18 protein-coding genes are annotated in these 20,934 nt (G+C 54.4%); 8 read left to right on the plus strand and 10 right to left on the minus strand.

The window, feature by feature from the left end; all coding sequences use genetic code 11:
• Nucleotides 1-21 precede the first annotated feature (21 nt).
• Nucleotides 22-1,197: an oligogalacturonate lyase family protein gene (locus tag JY391_RS04230; protein WP_060569449.1), complete on the minus strand. Its 1,176-nt coding sequence runs from the start codon at nt 1,195-1,197 to the stop codon at nt 22-24.
• A gap of 435 nt (nt 1,198-1,632) precedes the next feature.
• Between JY391_RS04230 and kduI the strand changes: the two genes are divergently transcribed.
• The 3 genes from kduI (at nt 1,633) to araE (ending at nt 5,014) form a co-directional block, all read left to right on the plus strand.
• Nucleotides 1,633-2,469, plus strand: a complete 837-nt coding sequence (kduI, locus tag JY391_RS04235) for a 5-dehydro-4-deoxy-D-glucuronate isomerase (RefSeq protein WP_042288966.1) — start codon at nt 1,633-1,635, stop codon at nt 2,467-2,469.
• 57 nt (nt 2,470-2,526) lie between these two features.
• Nucleotides 2,527-3,288: a 2-dehydro-3-deoxy-D-gluconate 5-dehydrogenase KduD gene (gene kduD / locus JY391_RS04240; RefSeq protein WP_042288962.1), complete on the plus strand. Its 762-nt coding sequence runs from the start codon at nt 2,527-2,529 to the stop codon at nt 3,286-3,288.
• A gap of 316 nt (nt 3,289-3,604) precedes the next feature.
• Nucleotides 3,605-5,014: an arabinose-proton symporter AraE gene (araE, locus tag JY391_RS04245; RefSeq protein WP_211935273.1), complete on the plus strand. Its 1,410-nt coding sequence runs from the start codon at nt 3,605-3,607 to the stop codon at nt 5,012-5,014.
• 123 nt (nt 5,015-5,137) lie between these two features.
• On the opposite strand, the gene JY391_RS04250 is transcribed toward araE, so the two are convergent.
• The 5 genes from JY391_RS04250 to JY391_RS04270 form a co-directional block, all read right to left on the minus strand.
• Nucleotides 5,138-6,424 (minus strand): ABC transporter substrate-binding protein, encoded by a 1,287-nt coding sequence (locus JY391_RS04250; protein ID WP_060569446.1) that lies wholly within the window; start codon nt 6,422-6,424, stop codon nt 5,138-5,140.
• Between the two features lie 14 nt (nt 6,425-6,438).
• Complete coding sequence (locus JY391_RS04255; protein ID WP_181822586.1) at nt 6,439-7,566, minus strand: ABC transporter ATP-binding protein; 1,128 nt, start codon at nt 7,564-7,566, stop codon at nt 6,439-6,441.
• A gap of 12 nt (nt 7,567-7,578) precedes the next feature.
• Entirely contained in the window at nt 7,579-8,481 is a 903-nt protein-coding gene (locus tag JY391_RS04260; RefSeq protein ID WP_042288951.1) for a carbohydrate ABC transporter permease, read from the minus strand.
• Entirely contained in the window at nt 8,474-9,364 is an 891-nt protein-coding gene (locus JY391_RS04265) for a carbohydrate ABC transporter permease (protein WP_042288949.1), read from the minus strand. The genes JY391_RS04260 and JY391_RS04265 overlap by 8 nt, the downstream gene beginning before the upstream one ends.
• Nucleotides 9,365-9,861: 497 nt before the next feature.
• The gene (locus JY391_RS04270) at nt 9,862-10,188 is read right to left on the minus strand and encodes a cupin domain-containing protein (protein ID WP_042288945.1); all 327 of its coding nucleotides are present in this window, start codon (nt 10,186-10,188) and stop codon (nt 9,862-9,864) included.
• Between the two features lie 414 nt (nt 10,189-10,602).
• Between JY391_RS04270 and wzz(fepE) the strand changes: the two genes are divergently transcribed.
• Together wzz(fepE) and JY391_RS04280 are read left to right on the plus strand one after the other, a co-directional pair.
• Entirely contained in the window at nt 10,603-11,727 is a 1,125-nt protein-coding gene (gene wzz(fepE), locus JY391_RS04275) for an LPS O-antigen length regulator Wzz(fepE) (RefSeq protein WP_042288943.1), read from the plus strand.
• Between the two features lie 93 nt (nt 11,728-11,820).
• Nucleotides 11,821-12,513 carry an aspartate/glutamate racemase gene (locus JY391_RS04280; RefSeq protein WP_200035447.1) on the plus strand — a complete coding sequence of 231 codons (693 nt, stop codon included), beginning with the start codon at nt 11,821-11,823 and terminating at the stop codon, nt 12,511-12,513.
• Here JY391_RS04280 and JY391_RS04285 read toward each other — a convergent pair.
• Nucleotides 12,500-13,435 (minus strand): LysR family transcriptional regulator, encoded by a 936-nt coding sequence (locus tag JY391_RS04285; protein WP_181822587.1) that lies wholly within the window; start codon nt 13,433-13,435, stop codon nt 12,500-12,502. The genes JY391_RS04280 and JY391_RS04285 overlap by 14 nt on opposite strands.
• Before the next feature lie 117 nt (nt 13,436-13,552).
• Here JY391_RS04285 and lysA point away from each other — a divergent pair, with 117 nt between their 5' ends.
• Nucleotides 13,553-14,815, plus strand: a complete 1,263-nt coding sequence (lysA, locus tag JY391_RS04290; RefSeq protein WP_042288939.1) for a diaminopimelate decarboxylase — start codon at nt 13,553-13,555, stop codon at nt 14,813-14,815.
• 28 nt (nt 14,816-14,843) lie between these two features.
• Here lysA and JY391_RS04295 read toward each other — a convergent pair whose 3' ends face one another.
• From JY391_RS04295 to JY391_RS23720, 3 genes are all read right to left on the minus strand, one after another.
• A complete protein-coding gene (locus tag JY391_RS04295; RefSeq protein ID WP_199957162.1) occupies nt 14,844-15,878 on the minus strand; it encodes a LacI family DNA-binding transcriptional regulator in 1,035 nt (344 codons plus the stop codon).
• 13 nt (nt 15,879-15,891) lie between these two features.
• The gene (galR, locus tag JY391_RS04300) at nt 15,892-16,920 is read right to left on the minus strand and encodes an HTH-type transcriptional regulator GalR (protein WP_042288933.1); all 1,029 of its coding nucleotides are present in this window, start codon (nt 16,918-16,920) and stop codon (nt 15,892-15,894) included.
• Between the two features lie 142 nt (nt 16,921-17,062).
• Nucleotides 17,063-17,227, minus strand: a complete 165-nt coding sequence (locus JY391_RS23720) for a hypothetical protein (protein WP_229264089.1) — start codon at nt 17,225-17,227, stop codon at nt 17,063-17,065.
• Between the two features lie 283 nt (nt 17,228-17,510).
• On the opposite strand from JY391_RS23720, the gene aas reads away from it, so the two are divergent.
• Together aas and lplT are read left to right on the plus strand one after the other, a co-directional pair.
• Entirely contained in the window at nt 17,511-19,670 is a 2,160-nt protein-coding gene (gene aas, locus JY391_RS04310; RefSeq protein WP_042288931.1) for a bifunctional acyl-ACP--phospholipid O-acyltransferase/long-chain-fatty-acid--ACP ligase, read from the plus strand.
• A complete protein-coding gene (gene lplT / locus JY391_RS04315) occupies nt 19,663-20,868 on the plus strand; it encodes a lysophospholipid transporter LplT (RefSeq protein WP_042288927.1) in 1,206 nt (401 codons plus the stop codon). The genes aas and lplT overlap by 8 nt, the downstream gene beginning before the upstream one ends.
• Nucleotides 20,869-20,934: the final 66 nt, after the last annotated feature.

Raw genomic sequence — 20,934 nt, forward strand, 5'->3', positions numbered from 1 at the left:
CTGCGGAACAGGCGCTCAATCTCACAGTCGCAATAATTCCGGTTGTTCGGGCAGTCTGGCGAGATAAATTGCCGGTTTGCCGTCTTTGTCAGAGCTGAATAATACCGCGCGATCGTCCGGAGTAAACGACGGATGCGGGTGGGTTACCTGGCGGCTGTTAGCGACTGTCGCCCATGAGGTATCGTGACGGGCAATCCGGAAATAGGCTTTTTTCGCCACGTCAAAGCCGTATAAATAGGGGTCGTTATCAATGGTGTATCCGCCAGTGTCTTTGACGTCTACCGGTGTACCGGAGCCATCGCCGACCAGCAACGTGCCGTCAAAGTTACTCATCAGATGCGAGCAGGCTGGCATTGGCATAATGTCTTCATTGATGCCGGTGTCGGGGTTATAGCTGGAAATTGTGCGTCCCTGCTGCCCTTTCAGATAGGAAACATACACCAACGCGGAGCCGTTTGGCACCCAGAACTCATGGGTGCAACTTTCGCCTTCTGCATGATCTTTCACTTTGCGGATATTGCTACCCTCTTCGTTAACCAGCCACATCCGCGCGTCGATCAGATCGTGTGGTCCCTCATGGCAAAACGCGACGGTATTGTCGTCAAAGGGGCGATAGATCGGATGGCCCAGCCAGATCTTTTCTTCATGAATGACCGCGCTTTCTCCACTTCTCAGATCCACCCGCAGCAAGCGACAGTGTGGACCTTTATGGAAAAAGTCGTGGAAGATTTTCCAGTCGTTCAGCGGCGTCCAGTCGCGTTTGGCAATCTCAATGCCGACCAGCTTCGTACAGTCGCTATTTGCCACCCAGGTGCCATAGCCGACCCATTCATCCGGTACGCGATACACTTCACGCTCGGCCAGGGTACTGAGATTGACTTCAAACAGCGTACGATCGTTTTTCACGTAATACAGCGCGCTATCATCCGGAGATAAAAAGCCGCCAAAGGTGTTGTCGCCCGCGCCTTCGGTTAACTGAACGGCCTCGGCTTTTGCAATGTCGAGTAAATAGTAGTTCCAGTGGCCGTCAAACTCCCCAGCGAACAGCAGGTGGCTACCGTCATTAAAGAAACATTTTTGATAAAAGTAGTTTCGGTGACACGTTACTTCCGGTGGGGTCAGACGCGTAACTTCCACGCCTGTATCCGGATCGCGACTGACCTCATAGTTCAGTTTGACCCGCATGCCTTTAGCCATGATGCACTCCTTTTTACCGTGGCGGGGGAAAAGACCCGCGGCAGTACCCAGATTTATGATAGGTTTAAAAAGCGAGTATCAAAATATCAAAACGCTGTTTCATTGTATGTGATTGACAGCGCACTTTACTTCGAAAAAGCAAAAATAAAGCGGATGGATTTCACGGACTTAGGGAATCAACGAGGGGGGTATATTTACCACTCCCTATATAGCCTTTTGTTTTTAAATAGGATTTTTCTAAACTGTGACGCAATTTCAGAAAACGAGCGTGATCGCACTTACACTTTTGATAATAACATGCAGAAAAAGTGAAACGATGTTTTATTTGTAATTGAAAAGCCGTTCCCGGAGGGATATCATGAGCCATAATGTAAAACGGAACAGCGTTTCGCTCTCCGTACAGGAATTCCGGCTCGGTTCATACTGGAGGTAAATGTGGACGTAAGACAAAGTATTCACAGCGCGCACGCCAAAACACTGGATACCCAGGGGCTACGCAAAGAGTTTTTAGTTGAGAAAGTGTTCGTGGCTGACGAATACACCATGGTTTATAGCCACATTGACCGCATTATCGTTGGCGGCATCATGCCTGTGGCGAAAACGGTGTCTGTCGGCGGCGAAGTCGGTAAACAACTGGGTGTGACCTACTTTCTTGAGCGTCGTGAACTGGGCGTGATCAACATTGGCGGCGCGGGCACCATTACCGTTGACGGCCAGTGCTACGAAATCGGCCATCGCGACGCGCTGTATGTCGGCAAAGGGGCGAAGGAAGTGGTTTTCGCCAGCGTCGACAGCGCTACGCCCGCCAAGTTCTACTACAACTGCGCTCCGGCACACACCACATACCCCACCAAAAAAGTGACGCCAGCCGATGTTGCGCCGGTCACGCTCGGTGACAATCTCACCAGCAATCGCCGCACTATTAATAAATATTTCGTGCCGGATGTGCTGGAAACCTGCCAGCTCAGCATGGGGCTTACCGAACTGGCGCCGGGTAACCTGTGGAATACCATGCCGTGTCACACGCATGAACGCCGCATGGAAGTGTACTTCTATTTCAATATGGAAGAAGACACCTGCGTCTTCCATATGATGGGGCAGCCTCAGGAAACTCGCCATATCGTAATGCACAACGAGCAGGCGGTCATTTCTCCGAGCTGGTCGATTCACTCCGGGGTGGGTACCAAAGCCTATACCTTCATTTGGGGAATGGTGGGTGAGAACCAGGTCTTCGATGACATGGATCACGTTGCGGTAAAAGATCTCCGCTAGTCGCGGGCGCGTACAACGCCTGTCCGTGACAGGCATGAATAATATTAAGGATTTACAATGATTTTGAATGCATTCTCACTCGAAGGTAAAGTCGCGGTAGTGACCGGTTGCGACACCGGCCTGGGCCAGGGCATGGCGCTCGGCCTGGCGGAAGCGGGCTGCGATATCGTCGGGATTAACATCGTTGAACCGACGGAAACGATCGAACGCGTTACTGCGCTGGGACGTCGCTTTTTAAGCCTGACCGCTGACCTGCGTCAGATCGACGGCATTCCGGCGCTGCTGGAGCGCGCGGTGGCTGAATTCGGTCATATCGATATTCTGGTAAACAACGCCGGTCTGATCCGTCGCGAAGATGCAATCAACTTCAGCGAAAAAGACTGGGATGACGTGATGAACCTTAACATTAAGAGCGTGTTCTTTATGTCTCAGGCTGCGGCGAAGCACTTCATCGCGCAGGGCAACGGCGGCAAAATCATTAACATCGCTTCGATGCTTTCCTTCCAGGGCGGCATTCGCGTACCGTCTTATACCGCGTCAAAAAGCGGCGTGATGGGCGTGACCCGTCTGATGGCGAACGAGTGGGCGAAGCACAACATCAACGTGAACGCGATCGCCCCTGGCTATATGGCGACCAACAATACCCAGCAGTTGCGCGCTGATGAACAGCGTAGCGCGGAAATTCTCGACCGTATTCCGGCGGGTCGTTGGGGTCTGCCAAGCGATCTGATGGGGCCGGTGGTTTTCCTGGCTTCCAGCGCATCTGATTATATCAACGGCTATACCGTCGCGGTTGACGGCGGCTGGCTGGCGCGTTAATCCGTCTGGCGTGAGCGCTGAAACCCTGCCTTCGGGCAGGGTTTTTTTTTATCACTTCGTGAGCATAGTCCATACTCAGATTAGTCATTAATCCATACGCCACACGGGCAGTTTTCATTGTTATTTATTAAAAGCATTAATAATCATAAAGATATAAAATCCAGCCAGATAAGCAAATATTTTTGAAAGTGTAATGTCCATCACATAACGCTACTGCGTAGCCATTTCGTCCATGTTTATGCCGTTTCCTGCCTGACACCTCGCTGACGAATACCGTACTTTTTGATCATGTCTTACTCTGTTGTGGCAGGAAAAAATGGTTTCAATCAATAATGACTCTGCTTTAACGCTGCGCGATACGCGCCGCATGAACCTGTTTGTGTCCGTCTCGGCTGCCGTGGCGGGTTTGCTTTTTGGTCTGGATATTGGGGTGATTGCCGGCGCGTTGCCGTTTATCACCGATCACTTTGTGTTGACCAGTCGCCTGCAGGAGTGGGTGGTCAGCAGCATGATGCTCGGCGCGGCGATTGGCGCGTTGTTCAATGGCTGGCTCTCCTTCCGGCTGGGGCGTAAATACAGCCTGATGGCCGGGGCGATCCTCTTTGTCGTCGGTTCATTGGGATCGGCGTTCGCTACCAGCGTAGAGATACTGATCGTCGCACGCGTGGTGTTGGGCGTCGCCGTAGGGATCGCCTCGTACACGGCGCCGCTTTATCTGTCTGAAATGGCAAGTGAACATGTACGCGGCAAGATGATCAGCATGTATCAACTGATGGTTACACTGGGCATTGTGCTGGCGTTTTTATCCGATACTGCGTTCAGCTACAGTGGCAACTGGCGCGCAATGCTGGGCGTGCTGGCGCTGCCGGCAGTAGTGCTGATCGTGCTGGTGGTTTTTCTGCCTAACAGTCCGCGCTGGCTGGCGCAAAAAGGTCGTCATATTGAAGCCGAAGAAATACTGCGTATGCTGCGTGATACGTCGGAAAAAGCCCGCGAGGAGCTAAATGAGATTCGGGAAAGCCTGAAGCTGAAGCAGGGCGGTTGGGCACTGTTCAGGGTCAACCGTAATGTGCGCAGGGCGGTGTTCCTTGGCATGTTATTGCAGGCGATGCAGCAGTTTACCGGTATGAACATCATCATGTATTACGCGCCGCGCATTTTTAAAATGGCGGGTTTTACCACTACCGAACAGCAGATGATCGCCACGCTGGTGGTCGGTCTGACCTTTATGTTCGCTACCTTTATTGCGGTGTTCACCGTTGATAAAGCCGGACGTAAACCGGCGTTGAAAATCGGCTTCAGTGTGATGGCGCTCGGTACGCTGGTGCTGGGTTACTGCCTGATGCAGTTTGATAACGGCACAGCCTCAAGCGGCCTGTCCTGGCTTTCCGTGGGCATGACCATGATGTGTATTGCCGGTTATGCGATGAGCGCCGCGCCGGTGGTATGGATCCTGTGTTCGGAAATTCAGCCGCTGAAATGCCGCGACTTTGGTATTACCTGCTCAACCACCACGAACTGGGTGTCGAACATGATTATCGGCGCAACCTTCCTGACCCTGCTCGACAGCATCGGCGCTGCGGGCACCTTCTGGCTTTATACCGCGCTGAACGTGGCGTTTATCGGCATTACCTTCTGGCTGATTCCGGAAACCAAAAACGTCACCCTGGAACATATTGAACGTAAGCTGATGGCCGGTGAGAAGTTAAGAAATATTGGGGTGTGAGGTTATTGCCCGGTGGCGCTGTGCTTTCCGGGCCTACCGATTATGGCAGGCACTGGCGCGCGTTTTACATCAACGCACAATTTGTAGGCCGGGTAGGCGAAGCCGCCACCCGGCAGGTTGATATCAACGCATCGCGCGTTTCAGGATACGTTCGGCCTGGCGCTGGAAGTCCGCTGCCGTTTCTTCCACCGTTTTTTGACCGTAGTCGATATACTGCAAAGAGGTGCCGAACTGCGCAACAATCTGCGGATCGTCAAAGTATGGCGATACGGTCAGTTTCGCCGGCAGAGACTGCGCCAGACGCAGGCCCGCTACCGACGGATCGTCCTCTTTGATGGTGCCATCCTGAGTCAGGATCGCGACTGCCGCTTTGCTCAACGGCACGCCGCGCTCCAGTCCCAGCGTCTCGACGCCCTCTTTACTGTTCAGTAAGAAGTTGATCAGTTTCGCTGCTGCTTCCGGGTTTTTGGTGGACTTACCGATTGACAGCATCTGCGCCGGTTTAAAGAACAGACCCGCATCGGTCGCGCCCGGCAGCATCGGGTAATTACCCAGCTCCAGCTTCGCCGGTGGCTTCAGGTTGTCAGAGTATTTGGTGATGGTGGAGTTCCACATATAGGTACCGCCCCATTCACCCTGAATCCACGGCTTCATCTCGTACATGTTACTCTTACCAAATGACGCGTAGTATTTGGTGTCCGGCATCACGTGACTGTCGATCAGCTTTTTATAGGTCTGGAAAAATTCCACCCATTGCGCTTTGCTGTAAGAGAATTTTTTGGTTTTCTCATCGACCGCAGGAATGTTGTATTTCTGAATCATATAAGAATTCAGTAGCGCCAGCGTATCCTGATGCTCAAGCACCACCGGATAATATTGCTTACCCAGTTTACTCTCGAACGCTTTCCCCGCCGCCATCAGTTCATCCCAGGTCTTCGGGTATTCGACACCCGCTTTTTTCCAGGTTTCATCATTAAAATAGAATACGCGGGCGGTCACGGAGATCGGAATGCCGTTCAGCTTGCCGTTCACGGTGGTCGAACGTAATTCTTTCGGATCGAACTGGCTGAGGTCGATCACCTCTTTCATTTTGTTCAGATCGTAGAAGCCGTCACCGGTTTTCGAGAAGATCGGCAGCCAGTTCCAGTTGGTCTGCATCACGTCCGGCTCAGTGCCGCCCGCAATCTGCGTCGTCAGACGCGACAGGTGACCGTCCCAGCCGGTATATTCCGCCTTAACGTTGATATCCGGGTTTTGCTTGTGGAACGCCTCGAGGGCTTTCAACGTCACCTGATGGCGGCCATTGCCGCCCCACCAGGACATACGTAAATCGACGTTTTGCGCCATAGAAGGCATAGCAGTCAGACCCAGGGTAGCGGAGATAGCGGCGCTTAAAAGCACTTTTTTCATTTTTATAACTCCAGTCAGAGAGAGATGTTCTGTTCAGTTTTTGCGTCAAAGATATGACACTTATTCATGTCGAACGTGAAATACACCTTACGATGAAGTCCCTTTTCAATCATCGGTTTAGCTTTATCCGAAGGAATGCGGGCGGTCAGCTCGTAGTCAGACACCTTCAGGTAGACGAAGAATTCATGTCCCATGTTTTCCACGCGCACCATCTCACCGCTGCAACTTCCTTCGGTAAACGGCTCGTCAGAAAGCGCGACAAATTCCGGGCGAATACCGTAAAACACGTCCTGCCCCTGGCTGGCGGAAATTTTTTCCTGCAGCGTTTCGCTCAGGGGCAGCGTTTCGTTGCCAATGGTCAGCGCCAGACGTCCCGCTTCATCCACCAGTTTACTGGGGCGAATGTTCATTTCCGGCGCGCCGATAAAGCCCGCCACAAACATGTTTTTCGGCTTGTGGTAAAGGTTATCCGGCGTATCGACCTGCATGATATGCCCGAGCTTCATCACGCAGATGCGGTCGCCCATGGTCATCGCTTCGGTCTGGTCGTGCGTGACATAAACCGTGGTCGCCGGTTTACCTGATTTCTTTAGCTGCTTGTGCAGGTCGGAAATGCGGATGCGCATAGAGGCGCGCAGCTTGGCGTCGAGGTTCGACAGCGGCTCGTCGAAAAGGAATACGTCTGGCTTCTTCACAATCGCCCGGCCAACCGCCACACGCTGCGCCTGACCACCGGAAAGCTGTCGCGGCAGACGGTCAAGCAACTCTTCCAGTTCGAGGATCTTCGCGGCTTCATTCACCTGCGCGTCAATCTGATCTTTTGGCATTTTGCTTAGCTTGAGGCCAAAGGCGAGGTTTTCGCGCACCGTCATGTGCGGGTAAAGCGCGTAGTTCTGGAACACCATCGCAATACCGCGCTCTTTTGGCGCCAGATTGTTAACGATCTTATCGCCGATGCGCACTTCACCGCCGCTAATGGTCTCCAGCCCTGCCAGCATTCGCAGGGTGGTGGATTTGGCGCAGCCGGATGGCCCGACGATCACCATAAATTCCCCTTCGGCGATTTTAAGGTCGATAGCATGTACCGCTTTGAAGCCGTTGGAGTACACCTTTTCCAGTTTGTTGAAAATCACTTCAGCCATGGTATTTCCCTCTTAACCTTTAATTCCGCTGCTGGTCACGCCCTGTACGAAGTAGCGCTGTGCCAGGAAGAAGACGATGATGGATGGCAGAATGGAGATACTCGCCATTGCCAGAATTTCGTTCCACGGCGCGCCTTCGGTGACGTCGATGGACATTTTCAGCGCCAGTGCGATCGGATATTTATCCACGCTGTAGACATAGATCAGCGGCCCGATAAAGTCGTTCATCGACCACATGAACTGGAACAGCGCAACCGAGATAATCGCCGGTTTAAGAATGGGCACCACCACGTACCACAACACCTGGAAGGAGTTACAGCCGTCAATCTGCGCCGCCTCTTCCATATCACGCGGCACCCCGCGTAAAAACTGGATCAGCATGAAGACGAAGAACCCCTGAGTGGCGAAGGCCAGCGGCAGGTACAGCGGCATATAGCTGTTCAGCATGCCCATTTCGCGGAACATCAGATACTGCGGGATCAGCAATACAGTGCTCGGCAACAGCATGGTGGCGATAAGGGTAGCGAACCAGAATTTCTTCCACGGGATCTCAAAGCGGGCAAAGCCGTAGGCCACGATGGTGGAAGAGATAATGGTCAAAATCACTTTCGGGATGACATACTTAAAGGTATTCAGCATGTAATGGCCAAAGGTGTATTCCGTACCGGTTTTCCAGCCGTTCACAAAACCGTCCCAGGTGGCGTGCGCGGGCCACAGACTGAGGGTGGTGAAGATCTCGTGGTTCGGTTTGAACGACGCCGAAAACATCCACACCAGTGGATACAGCATCAGCAGGCCGACGAAGAGCAGAATGATGTAGCGAACGGTGGCGTTGATTTTCTCACGGCGCAGGGTACGCGCCACTTCACGTTCAGCCACGCTCTGTGCTGATGTAATTTCCTGAATATCAGCCATTTTTGCCTCCCTTATCGGCAGAATAGAACACCCAGTATTTCGACGACTTAAAGGCGATGGCGGCAAACACCGCAACGACCAGGAACAGGATCCAGGCCAGCGCTGCGCCGTAGCCCATATCAAAGTATTTAAACGCGGTGTCGTAGATGTAGAGCGAGAACAGATAGGTGGAGTAGGTCGGACCGCCGCCGGTGATGACATACGGGCCGGTAAACTCCTGGAACGCCTGGGTGGTTTGCATAATAAAGTTGAAGAAAATCACCGGCGTAATCAGCGGTACGGTCACTTTCATAAACATCTGCCATTTTGACGCACCATCGATCATTGCCGCTTCATACTGCGACTGCGGTACGTTCTGTAACGCCGCGAGGAAGATCACCATCGCTGAGCCAAACTGCCAGACGCGCAGCAGGGTAACGGACATCAGCGCCAGCGACGGTTCGCCGAGCCAGTTCACTGGGTCGAATCCAAATACGCCAATAAAGCTATTCAGCAGACCGTCAATAGCAAACAGAGCGCGCCACAATACGGCGATAGCCACGGAGCTGCCGAGAATCGACGGGATATAATAGGCGGTGCGGAAAAAGCCAATGCCGCGTAATTTAAAGTTCAGAACAAACGCAATCCCTAACGCAAAGGCCAGTTTTAAGGGGATCGTTAAAAAGACATAGGCAAAGGTCACGCCCATCGATTTCCAGAACAGCGTGTCTTCGGTAAACATATAGCGATAGTTCTCCACTCCGTTAAACACCGGAGGGCTCATCAAATCGTACTCAGTAAAACTGAGGAAGAAAGATGAAACGAACGGAAAGGCGGTAAAGATAATCAGCCCGATGATATAGGGTGATATCCATGCCAGCCCAAGCATCCTGTTTTCATTCATAGCGACCTACCTGACGATGATTAGTAAAAAATGGAACCGGATGTTACCGACCACGCCCGGTCAAGACGGCGTAGTCGCCTGTGTTCTCTGCGTATTCGTTCTGTCAGCCTTCCTTGTTAGTCACTGATTTAGAATACTTTATTAATCTCAACCCTCAGCGCGGCTCGATTAAATGAACCGCCGTTCTTGATTTGTAAAACATCGTTTTAATTTATTTTATTGCTATTTGTTTCGTCGTCATTCACATAATGGTGGAAATGTGATCAAAGTCGAAACGGTGTTTCAAATAGGTGAGATGCTCATCATAATTGACATAAATACGTCATGATTGCCGCTGCGCTATCGACATTTGCGGAAACCGGACGCGCCTCAAGGTTATAAAAACTAATATTATTAGCAATTATTAGTGAGCTAATTTGTGGGCGAGGAGGCAAAAAAAACCTTCCTGCAGGAAGGTTTGTGAGCTGCGTCGGCTGGTGGACGATGACGGCGCGGGCTTACGCTTTCAGGAAGTCTTCACGCACTGGCGTGAAGGTATCGAGCAACGTGCCAGGCTTGAGACAAACGCAGCCGTGCATTACGTGAGGCTTTTTGTAAAGGGTATCCCCTGCGCTGACGACGTGCTTTTCGTCGCCGATGGTGAATTCAAACTCGCCTGACAGGACATAGGTCAACTGTTCATGGGGATGGTTATGCAGCGGGCCCACGGCCCCTTCTTCAAAGTTGACCTCTACAGCCATCATTTTGCCGTCATGGGCGAGAATCCGGCGGGTGACGCCATTGCCCAGATCTTCCAGCGTTGTCTCTTTATGAAAAATAAACATGCACGGATCCTGTTAATGTTTGAAACGGTGTTTCATTTAAATTAGCGCAGCCAGCCGAAAAAGAAAACGGCTGTCGGAACGAAGTGGAAAGTGGATCACAAGTTTGTGCCTTGCCGTTAAGGACGTTCCATGCGCCGGGAAAAGCTAAAGCGGCGATTAATTTTGAATAAGTCAGGATTTTAACCCACGTAACAGCGGGGCTCGTATCGGGCAGGTCAGAAATACACGGGGTGAGCGGCGCTATACATAGATTGACTTTATTTGAAAGTCAATCTTGAAATACTGCCAATAATGGTGGGGAGGTAGCAAATTTATAAAGATTTTGTTCAGAAAAATCTTATGTTCTTATATGATAAGCGTCGTCAGTGACATTTTATGCTTATATTTCATTTTAATAAGATCAGAAGAACCGATATGTCGACAATGGATATAAAGAAAAATACGGAACTTAATTTTGCCGACTACGCGCCGCCTGCGGTCAGGCAAAACGAGATCGATCTGCTGAGACTCGTAGAAATCCTCTTTTCCGCTAAAAATCATATTATTGCCGTTGTTTTCGCCTGTGCGCTGTTAGGCGCGGCAGTCTCATGGCTTTTACCGCAAAAATGGACCAGCCAGTCTGTTGTCACCCCGGCAGAGCAAACGCAATGGTATGACCTGCGGCAAACGCTGGCAGATTTACAGATATTGGGCGTTGAAATAAACATCTCGCGGGGCGATGTGTTTAATCTGTTTATTAAAAAGCTCCAGTCGCAGTCGTTGCTTGAGGAGTATCTTAAAACTTCGCCTTATGTCATGGGCCAATTGAAAGACGCGGATATTGATCCGTTGGCCTTACATCGCGCCGTGGTCAACGTATCCGAAAAGCTAAAAGTGACGAACAATGCGACGGCAAAAAATGCCGACAAAATGCCATATGACGCCTGGACATTAAGTTTTACTGCGCCCACGGCGAAAGATGCGCAAACCGTCCTTGACGGGTATATCGGTTGGGTTTCCGCAATTGTGCAGAAAGAAACCATGCAAAATGTGCGCAATGCGCTGGAGTTAAAAACGCGGATCATGAAAGAGCAACTGGCGCTGGATCACGTCCGCCTGACGAATGCGCATAACACCAATTTGCAGCGTCTGAGCTATTCGCTGGAGGTGGCCAACGCGGCGGGTATCAAGCAGCCGGTGTTCAGTAACGGCCAGGCGGTAAAAGACGATCCCGATTACTCCGTTACGCTGGGCGCTAACGGTATCGCCAGAAAATTGCAGATTGAAGAATCCCTACAAGATGTCGCGGAGTTGAACGCAGACTTTAAGAACCGTGAGTATCTGCTGGGTCAGTTGCAACAGGTCAGCCTCAATGACGTGAAATTTGCGCCGTTCAGATACCAGATGTCGCCTTCTTTGCCGATCCGAAAAGATGGACCGGGCAGGCTGATGATTATCACGCTCGCCATGCTGCTTGGCGGGATGTTTGCCTGCGGCGGCGTGCTGCTTCGTGAAGCGATCAAATCGCGTTCGGCGCAGATGATGCCGGTACTGGAATAACGTTGCGAGACTTGTCACTATGAAGGCGGCTTAACAGCCGCTTTTTTTATGGTTTACTTTCCCGGTTTTTCCTCACTGATAAAGGAGCAGGTTATGAAGACAATTGGACTGTTAGGCGGTATGAGTTGGGAATCAACCATCCCTTATTATCGCTTGATCAATGAAGGGATCAAACAGCGCCTCGGTGGCCTTCATTCCGCCAGCCTGCTGTTGCATAGCGTTGATTTTCACGACATTGAAGCCTGTCAGCATCGCGGTGAATGGGATAAAGCGGGCGAGCTGCTGGCCGATGCGGCGCTGGGTCTGCAAAAAGCGGGCGCAGAAGGGATCGTTTTATGTACCAATACGATGCACAAAGTGGCGGACGCCATTGAGTCACGCTGTACGCTGCCTTTTTTACATATTGCCGATGCGACCGGACGCGCGATTGCAGCGCAAGGACTGAGTCGCGTGGCGCTGCTGGGGACGCGTTACACGATGGAGCAGGATTTTTACCGTGGACGTCTGGAACAGCAGTTTGCTATCGAATGTCTGGTGCCGGAGGCGGAAGATCGCGCGAAGATCAACACCATCATTTTTGATGAGCTGTGCCTCGGACAGTTTAGCGACGCGTCACGCGACTATTATGTGCAGGTCATTGAGCAGCTGGCGTCTCAGGGCGCGCAGGGCGTGATTTTCGGTTGTACGGAGATTGGCCTGTTGGTCCCCGCCGAAAGAAGCCCCGTTCCGGTGTTTGACACCGCCGCCATTCACGCCGCGGACGCCGTCGCGTTTATGCTGTCATAACCGGCGCGGAAATTTTTTCCAGCGCGCGGGTAAACAGGGCGTGACCGGTTTGCAGATGGCGGCTGAACGCGTCCACCAGCGCTGACGAAGGGCGATGAAGAGGACGAATCAGGCTCACGGTAAACGGCACGCTGATACTGAACCGGCGAACCACCACGCCGCTTGCGGCATAATCCAGCGCGGTAAGCGGGTTGACGATAGACAGACCTGCACCGGCGCGCACCATTGCGCAAACCGACGCCGCGCTGTGCGTTTCCACAACCATGCGTCGTTTAACCTGATGTTCGTTAAACAGCGCGTCGAGTAACTGGCGGTAGCTGTCGGCGCGCGAAAGGCTAATATAGCGCTCGCCGTGGAAGTCCTGCGGCGTTAACACGGGTTTTTCCGCCAGCGGATGCCCCGACGGCAGTACGCACACCTCGTCCAGCGAGAATAATTCCGTCCGCTCGGTGCCCGCCGGGGTGTGCAGGGTTTCCGTTAATCCCAGATCATGGCGTTGGGCAGAGAGCCATTCCTCAAGCAACGGCGACTCCTGCGGCACAATATTCAGGCTTACGTCCGGGTAACGCGCGAGAAACGGTTGGACCAGCGCAGGCAACAGCGACTGGGAAAAGACCGGCAGGCAGACAACCGACAGTTCCCCCTGGCGAAATTCACGCAGGCTTTCCGCCGCGCTGACAATGCGATCCAGCCCATACCAGGAACGCTGTACCTCTTCGAACAATCGCAATCCCTGAACCGTCGGATGCAGACGCCCCCGGGTGCGGTCGAACAGCTTAAGCCCAAGCACCTTTTCAAAGCGCGCCAGTTCGCGACTGACGGTCGGCTGTGAGGTATGCAACAACCGTGCAGCCTCGGTGAGATTCCCGGCGGTCATCACCGCATGGAAAATTTCAATGTGACGTAAGTTAACGCTGGCCATAATCATCCCGCTGAAGTTAATCCATATCAGTTTTGCATAGAATACGTATGAAACGATATTTTTTATTGTCTTCAGGATGTGGCGTAATCCGTAAAAACATGATGTCCGGAGCCTGAAATGCCACATTCTCTTAATGCCTCTGATACCGACCTGACCGCTGAAAACCTGCTCAGGCTGCCCGCCGAGTTTGGCTGCCCGGTATGGGTGTATGACGCGCAGATCGTTCGCCGCCAGATTGCCGCGCTGCAACAGTTTGATGTTGTCCGCTTCGCGCAGAAAGCCTGCTCGAATATTCATATTCTGCGTCTGATGCGTGAGCAGGGCGTGAAGGTGGATTCGGTATCATTAGGCGAGATCGAGCGCGCGCTGGCTGCGGGTTACGATCCGCAGACGCATCCGGACGATATCGTTTTTACCGCCGATGTGATTGATAACGCGACGCTGTCGCGCGTCAGCGAACTCAGCATCCCGGTGAATGCCGGTTCCGTCGACATGCTGGACCAGCTTGGTCAGGTCTCGCCGGGGCATCGCGTCTGGCTGCGTGTTAATCCGGGGTTTGGTCACGGTCACAGCCAAAAAACCAACACTGGCGGCGAAAACAGTAAACACGGTATCTGGCATAGCGATTTGCCCGAGGCGCTGGCCGTCATGCAGCGCCATCAGCTGAAACTGGTCGGCATCCATATGCATATCGGTTCCGGCGTGGATTACGGCCACCTGGAACAGGTGTGTGGAGCGATGGTGCGTCAGGTGATCGATTTTGGCCAGGATCTGCAGGCGATCTCCGCGGGGGGCGGGCTGTCGATTCCGTATCACGATGGCGAAGAAGCCGTGGACACGCAGCACTATTTTGGCCTGTGGAACGCCGCGCGTGAGCAAATCGCCCGTCACCTCGGGCACCCTGTAAAACTGGAGATCGAGCCGGGACGTTTTCTTGTCGCCCAGGCGGGCGTGCTGGTGACTCAGGTGCGCAGCGTGAAACAGATGGGCAGCCGTCATTTTGTGTTGGTGGACGCGGGTTTTAACGATCTCATGCGCCCGGCGATGTACGGCAGTTATCATCACATCTCCGCGCTGGCGGCAGATGGACGCTCGCTTGCCAACGCGCCGCAAGTGGAAACGGTGGTCGCCGGGCCGCTGTGTGAATCCGGGGATGTCTTTACCCAACAGGAGGGCGGGAAAGTCGAAACTCGCGCGCTGCCAGCGGTTGTCCCCGGTGACTACCTGGTGTTACATGATACGGGAGCCTATGGCGCGTCGATGTCGTCGAACTACAATAGCCGCCCGCTGCTTCCGGAGGTGTTATTTGATAACGGCCAGGCGCGGCTGATCAGGCGTCGGCAGACAATAGACGAACTGCTGGCGCTGGAACGCATCTGACGAATTTGCCGGAGGCGGCGCAAGCGCGTTATCCGGCCTGCGGCTGGCTGCCGCCGGTAAAATACGGCCCGGTCGTCACCGAATCGCGCAGCACTAATGTGCCGGTAAACGGTGGGATAGGGGCCACCGCTTCGCCGTTCGCCATGCGGATCGCCTGGTCAATGGCGGTGGTGATCATGGTGTCGATGGGCAAATAAACTGTGGATAACCCCGGCTCAAGCCATTTTGCGCTCGGGGCATCGTCAAAACCAAACAGCGACACATCCTGAGGGATGCGTAACCCGGCCTGATGCAGCGCCTTGGATGCGCCCAGCGCCATATCGTCGTTACAGGCGAACAGGGCGCTGAATTTAATCCCTTCCGCAAGCAGTTCATGACAGGCGTCGTAGCCGCGGGTCATGCTGGCGTCGCCATACTTCACTTTCGCCGGATCCCAGGCGATACCGTTTTTCTCCAGTGCTTTACGATAGCCACGCAGACGTGACTTTCCGGTCGGCGTATGGCCGGGTACGGTAATGCAGGCGATCTCCCGATGCCCCTGCGAGATCAGGTAATCGACCGCCTGAAACGCCGCCTCTTCCTGTTCAAAAAAGATTGCGCGCTCACGGGCCAGGGCCACCTCCCGGTTGATGATCACCAACGGCATCGGGATGGCGTCCGCCAGCGCCAGAATCGCTTTCTCGCTCATATAGCGGGTGTAAAGAATAATCGCGTCACACTGGCGGTCGGCCAGCATCCGCACCGCTTCCTGTTCACGCTCCGGCGTATCGTGGCCGTCGGTCACGATGAGCTGTTTGCCGTGGGACTCGGTCTGCCGGGACGCCTGTTGCAGCAGGCGTCCAAAATAGAAACCGTCAAAGGTCGATACCACCAGGCCAATGCTGTTGCTGGTGCGATGCGCCAGCGAACGGGCGAGAAAGTTGGGTCGGTAGTCCAGCGCCTGCATCGCCTTAAAAACTTTCTGTCGGGTGCTCTCTTTAACCTGTCCGGTGCCGTTAAGCACGCGGGACACGGTGGCTTTCGACACGCCAGCGCGGCGGGAAACATCCAGCATTGTTGTCATGACGCTTTCCTGATTACTCGTTTAATGACGGTTGTCCCGCTTCGGCTGGCGAGGCCACAGAATGACGGCGCACCAGCGTGGGGCTGAAGACATGGGTGATATCCGGTAACGGGCGTTTTTCCGCCAGTGCCAGCGCCAGTTCCGCCGCCTGGGTCGCCATGGTGACGATAGGGTAACGCACGGTCGTCAGGCGTGGGCGGACGTAGCGGGACACCAGCACATCGTCGAAACCAATCAGTGAGATCTCCGATGGCACTTCCACGCCGTTGTCGTTGAGTACGCCCATTGCGCCCGCCGCCATCGAGTCGTTATAGCAGGCGACCGCCGTAAAGTTTCGGCCACGACCCAATAGCTCGGTCATCGCCTGCTCGCCGCCGCTCTCGTCGGGCTCGCCGAAGGTGACGAGCCTGTCGTTAACCGGAATTCCGCTCTCTGCGAGGGCGTCGTAATAGCCTTTAAGACGATCTTCGGCGTCTGAAATAGAGTGATTGGAGCAGAGATAGCCGATGCGGGTATGACCCTGCTGAATTAAATGACGCGTCGCCAGCCAGGCGCCGTAGCGGTCGTCAAGGGCGACGCAGCGCTGTTCAAAGCCAGGCAGAATGCGGTTGATCAGCACCATGCCGGGCATCTGCTCCATTAACGAGACCAGATCGGCGTCCGGGATCATCTTGGCGTGTACGACCAGCGCCGCGCAGCGGTGGCGGATAAGCTGTTCAATCGCCTGTCGCTCTTTCTGTTCATTATGGTAGCCGTTGCCGATCAGTAAAAAATTGCCAGTGTTATAGGCGACCTGCTCGACGGCTTTCACCATTGCGCCAAAAAAGGGGTCAGACACGTCGCCGACCACCAGACCCACGGTCTCGGTGGACTGTTGCGCCAGCGCGCGCGCATTTGCATTGGGGTGATAACTGAGCGACGCCATCGCGCTGGTCACCGCCAGGCGCGAGGCCTCGCTGGCCTTGGGAGAATCATTGATAACGCGAGAAACGGTGGCGACTGAAACACCAGCCAGTCGGGCTACATCCTTTATGGTCGCCATGACAGTACCTATTGAGGGTAAACGCTTACATTCTGTCAGTGTTACGGAAAACGCCCGACGGTTCAAGCGGTTCGCCCGCGACAACGCCGCAAATGTGAGCAAGGCCAGGAGATAGACGACTCAGTGCCGACAATACAAACCTTTAGTTACACTTTGCGAAAGGCTGTTGCGTTTGTTCGCTGGCGAGCGTTCGCCGCGCATTGATACAGTGATGATCCCAGAGGTATTGATAGGTGGCGTCGACTTTCGGGTTGACCACATGACTTACACCAACCTGCGCAGATGTGCAGGTTTTTTTTTTGCCCATCAGCCATTCTGTAACAGTAACCGATAATTTACACAACTCGTTGCATTTCCCTTCATTCCTTTGCGTTTTCTTGCTGGCGAAGCGGCCAGCGTCGGACCACAATCAAGATCCCAGAGGTATTGATTGGTGAGATTATTCGGTACGCTCTTCGTACCTGTCTCTTGCACCAACCTGCGCGGATGCGCAGGTTTTTTTTCGTACTGACTTTCTGTGTCGCTCCCGTTGCCCTAATCGTGTAATCTGCCACCATTATTTAACCGAATCCTCGGCAAAGGGAGTTGAAATGCTATTTGGATTTTTCCGCAGCTTGTGCCGTGTGCTCTATCGGGTACGCGTCACGGGCGATATGAAGGCACTGCACGGAGAGCGGGTATTAATCACGCCGAACCATGTTTCGTTTATTGACGGCATCCTGCTGGCGCTGTTCTTGCCGGTGCGCCCGGTCTTTGCGGTGTATACCTCGATTAGCCAGCAGTGGTATATGCGTTGGTTGACCTCGCTGATTGATTTCGTGCCTCTCGATCCCACCAAACCGATGGCCATCAAACATCTGGTGCGACTGATTGAGCAGGGACGTCCGGTGGTGATCTTCCCTGAAGGGCGTATCTCGGTGAGCGGTTCGCTGATGAAGATCTACGACGGCGCCGGATTCGTCGCGGCGAAATCCGGCGCCACGCTGGTGCCGGTACGTATTGAAGGCGCGGAACTTACCCATTTCAGTCGCCTGAAAGGGCTGGTCAAACGTCGTTTTTTCCCGCGCATTCAGCTTCATATCCTGCCGCCAACCCAGTTGCCGATGCCGGACGCGCCGCGTGCGCGCGATCGCCGCAGAATCGCTGGCGAAATGCTGCATCAAAAAATGATGGAAGCGCGGATGGCGGTGCGTCCGCGTGAAACCCTGTACGAATCGCTGCTGGCGGCAAAATACCGCTATGGCGCGGGCAAAAAGTGTATTGAAGACATCAACTTCAAGCCGGACAGCTACCGGCAACTGCTCATCAAAACGCTGTTTGTCGGGCGTATTCTGGAAAAATACAGCGCGGAGGGCGAAAGGATCGGCCTGATGCTGCCGAACGCCGCCATCAGCGCGGCGGTGATTTTCGGCGCGGTCTCGCGTCGCCGTGTTCCGGCGATGATGAACTACACGGCGGGTGTTAAAGGGCTAAGCAGCGCGATCGCCGCCGCAGAGATTAAAACCATTTTCACCTCCCGCCAGTTCCTCGATAAAGGCAAACTCTGGCACCTGCCGGAGCAGTTGACTCAGGTGCGCTGGGTTTATCTGGAAGACCTGAAAGCGGACGTCACCCCCGCCGACAAGGTGTGGATTTTCGCCCACCTGCTGATGCCGCGTCTGGCGCAGGTGAAACAGCAACCGGAAGAGGCGGCGGTGATCCTTTTCACCTCCGGGTCTGAGGGCCACCCAAAGGGCGTGGTCCATAGCCACAAAAGCCTGCTGGCTAACGTTGAGCAGATCAAAACCATCGCGGATTTTACCGCTAACGACCGCTTTATGTCGGCGCTGCCGCTGTTTCACTCGTTCGGTCTGACCGTGGGGCTGTTCACGCCGCTGCTGACTGGCGCGGAAGTATTCCTTTATCCCAGTCCGTTGCATTACCGCATTGTGCCGGAGCTGGTTTACGACCGGAACTGTACGGTGCTGTTTGGCACCTCGACGTTCCTTGGCAACTATGCGCGCTTTGCGAACCCGTATGATTTTTATCGCCTGCGCTACGTGGTGGCCGGCGCGGAGAAACTGCAGGAGAGTACGAAGCAGCTCTGGCAGGATAAGTTTGGTCTGCGCATCCTTGAGGGCTACGGCGTGACGGAATGCGCGCCGGTGGTTTCCATTAACGTACCGATGGCGGCGAAACCGGGCACCGTGGGGCGGATCCTGCCGGGAATGGACGCGCGCCTGCTTGCGGTGCCTGGCATTGACGACGGCGGACGGTTACAGCTGAAAGGACCGAATATCATGAACGGTTATCTGCGGGTGGAAAAACCGGGCGTGCTCGAGGTGCCGACAGCGGAAAATGCGCAGGGAGAACTGGAGCGCGGCTGGTACGACACCGGCGATATAGTGCGTTTTGACGAACAGGGGTTTGTGCAGATTCAGGGGCGCGCGAAGCGTTTTGCCAAAATTGCGGGCGAAATGGTGTCGCTGGAGATGGTCGAACAGGTGGCGTTGGGCGTTTCACCGGAAAAAATGCACGCCACGGCAATCAAGAGCGACGCCAGCAAAGGCGAGGCGCTGGTGCTCTTTACTACCGACAGCGAACTGACCCGCGACAAACTCCAGCAGTACGCCCGGGCGCACGGCGTTCCGGAACTGGCGGTGCCGCGCGACATCCGCTATCTGAAACAAATGCCGCTGTTGGGAAGCGGTAAGCCGGATTTTGTTACGCTGAAAAGCTGGGTCGATGAAGCGGAACAACAACATGGGTGAGTCAGTGCATACTAACACCTCGATTTGGTCGAAAGGGATGATGTCGGTTATTGCCGCGCAGTTTCTCTCTGCGTTTGGCGATAACGCGCTGTTGTTTGCCACACTGGCGCTGCTGAAAGCGCAGTTTTATCCGGACTGGAGTCAGCCGATCCTGCAAATGGTGTTTGTGGGTGCTTACATTCTGTTTGCGCCCTTTGTCGGGCAGGTAGCTGACAGCTTCGCCAAAGGTCGGGTGATGATGTTCGCCAACGGCCTGAAACTGCTGGGAGCGGCAAGTATTTGTTTCGGCTTCAACCCGTTTATCGGCTATACGCTGGTGGGGATTGGCGCGGCGGCCTACTCACCAGCGAAATATGGTATTCTCGGCGAACTGACTACCGGCGATAAGCTGGTGAAGGCCAATGGCTTAATGGAAGCCTCTACTATTGCCGCGATCCTGCTCGGTTCGGTGGCGGGCGGCGTGCTGGCTGACTGGCATGTGATCGCCGCGCTGGTCGCCTGCGCGCTGGCCTACGCCGGGGCGGTCGTGGCAAACCTGTTCATTCCAAAGCTGGCGGCTGCGCGTCCCGGACAGTCCTGGCATCTGGCGAAGATGACCCGCAGTTTTTTCTGCGCTTGCGCGTCGCTGTGGCGCAATGGCGAAACGCGTTTTTCCCTCGTTGGCACCAGCCTGTTCTGGGGTGCTGGCGTGACGCTGCGTTTTCTGCTGGTGCTGTGGGTGCCGGTCGCGCTGGGGATCGCCGATAACGCCACGCCAACCTACCTGAATGCGATGGTTGCCATCGGTATCGTGGCGGGGGCTGGCGCAGCGGCCAGGCTGGTTACCCTGGAAACCGTCGCGCGCTGCATGCCTGCGGGGATCCTGATCGGCGTGGTCGTACTGATTTTCTCTCTGCAACACGCGCTGCTTCCGGCTTATGGACTGCTGATGCTGATCGGCATTCTGGGCGGTTTCTTTGTGGTGCCGCTGAACGCTCTGCTGCAGGAGCGCGGTAAACGAAGCGTCGGCGCGGGCAACGCCATTGCGGTGCAGAACCTCGGGGAAAACAGCGCGATGCTGCTGATGCTGGGGTTGTACTCACTGGCGGTATGGGTTGGGATCCCGGTCGTTGCCGTCGGCATTGGGTTTGGCGGTCTGTTCGCACTGGCGATTGCCGCGCTGTGGATTTGGCAGCGTCGCCAGGCGTCATCGCGCTAAAGATAACGGCTGTGTTTAATCCTGCCTACTTCGTCCCTGTAGGCAGGATAAGCGTCACGCCGCCGG

This window comes from Citrobacter sedlakii, from assembly GCF_018128425.1.
Lineage (GTDB): Bacteria > Pseudomonadota > Gammaproteobacteria > Enterobacterales > Enterobacteriaceae > Citrobacter_A > Citrobacter_A sedlakii.

Excerpts from the sequence above, each read along its gene's own strand:
- JY391_RS04230 (WP_060569449.1), bottom strand. The coding sequence starts at position 1,197 with ATGGCTAAAGGCATGCGGGTCAAACTGAACTATGAGGTCAGTCGCGAT.
- kduD (WP_042288962.1), top strand. The coding sequence starts at position 2,527 with ATGATTTTGAATGCATTCTCACTCGAAGGTAAAGTCGCGGTAGTGACC.
- araE (WP_211935273.1), top strand. The coding sequence starts at position 3,605 with ATGGTTTCAATCAATAATGACTCTGCTTTAACGCTGCGCGATACGCGC.
- JY391_RS04250 (WP_060569446.1), bottom strand. The coding sequence starts at position 6,424 with ATGAAAAAAGTGCTTTTAAGCGCCGCTATCTCCGCTACCCTGGGTCTG.
- JY391_RS04255 (WP_181822586.1), bottom strand. The coding sequence starts at position 7,566 with ATGGCTGAAGTGATTTTCAACAAACTGGAAAAGGTGTACTCCAACGGC.
- JY391_RS04260 (WP_042288951.1), bottom strand. The coding sequence starts at position 8,481 with ATGGCTGATATTCAGGAAATTACATCAGCACAGAGCGTGGCTGAACGT.
- JY391_RS04265 (WP_042288949.1), bottom strand. The coding sequence starts at position 9,364 with ATGAATGAAAACAGGATGCTTGGGCTGGCATGGATATCACCCTATATC.
- JY391_RS04270 (WP_042288945.1), bottom strand. The coding sequence starts at position 10,188 with ATGTTTATTTTTCATAAAGAGACAACGCTGGAAGATCTGGGCAATGGC.
- JY391_RS04280 (WP_200035447.1), top strand. The coding sequence starts at position 11,821 with ATGAAGACAATTGGACTGTTAGGCGGTATGAGTTGGGAATCAACCATC.
- JY391_RS04285 (WP_181822587.1), bottom strand. The coding sequence starts at position 13,435 with ATGGCCAGCGTTAACTTACGTCACATTGAAATTTTCCATGCGGTGATG.
- lysA (WP_042288939.1), top strand. The coding sequence starts at position 13,553 with ATGCCACATTCTCTTAATGCCTCTGATACCGACCTGACCGCTGAAAAC.
- JY391_RS04295 (WP_199957162.1), bottom strand. The coding sequence starts at position 15,878 with ATGACAACAATGCTGGATGTTTCCCGCCGCGCTGGCGTGTCGAAAGCC.
- galR (WP_042288933.1), bottom strand. The coding sequence starts at position 16,920 with ATGGCGACCATAAAGGATGTAGCCCGACTGGCTGGTGTTTCAGTCGCC.
- JY391_RS23720 (WP_229264089.1), bottom strand. The coding sequence starts at position 17,227 with ATGGGCAAAAAAAAAACCTGCACATCTGCGCAGGTTGGTGTAAGTCAT.
- aas (WP_042288931.1), top strand. The coding sequence starts at position 17,511 with ATGCTATTTGGATTTTTCCGCAGCTTGTGCCGTGTGCTCTATCGGGTA.
- lplT (WP_042288927.1), top strand. The coding sequence starts at position 19,663 with ATGGGTGAGTCAGTGCATACTAACACCTCGATTTGGTCGAAAGGGATG.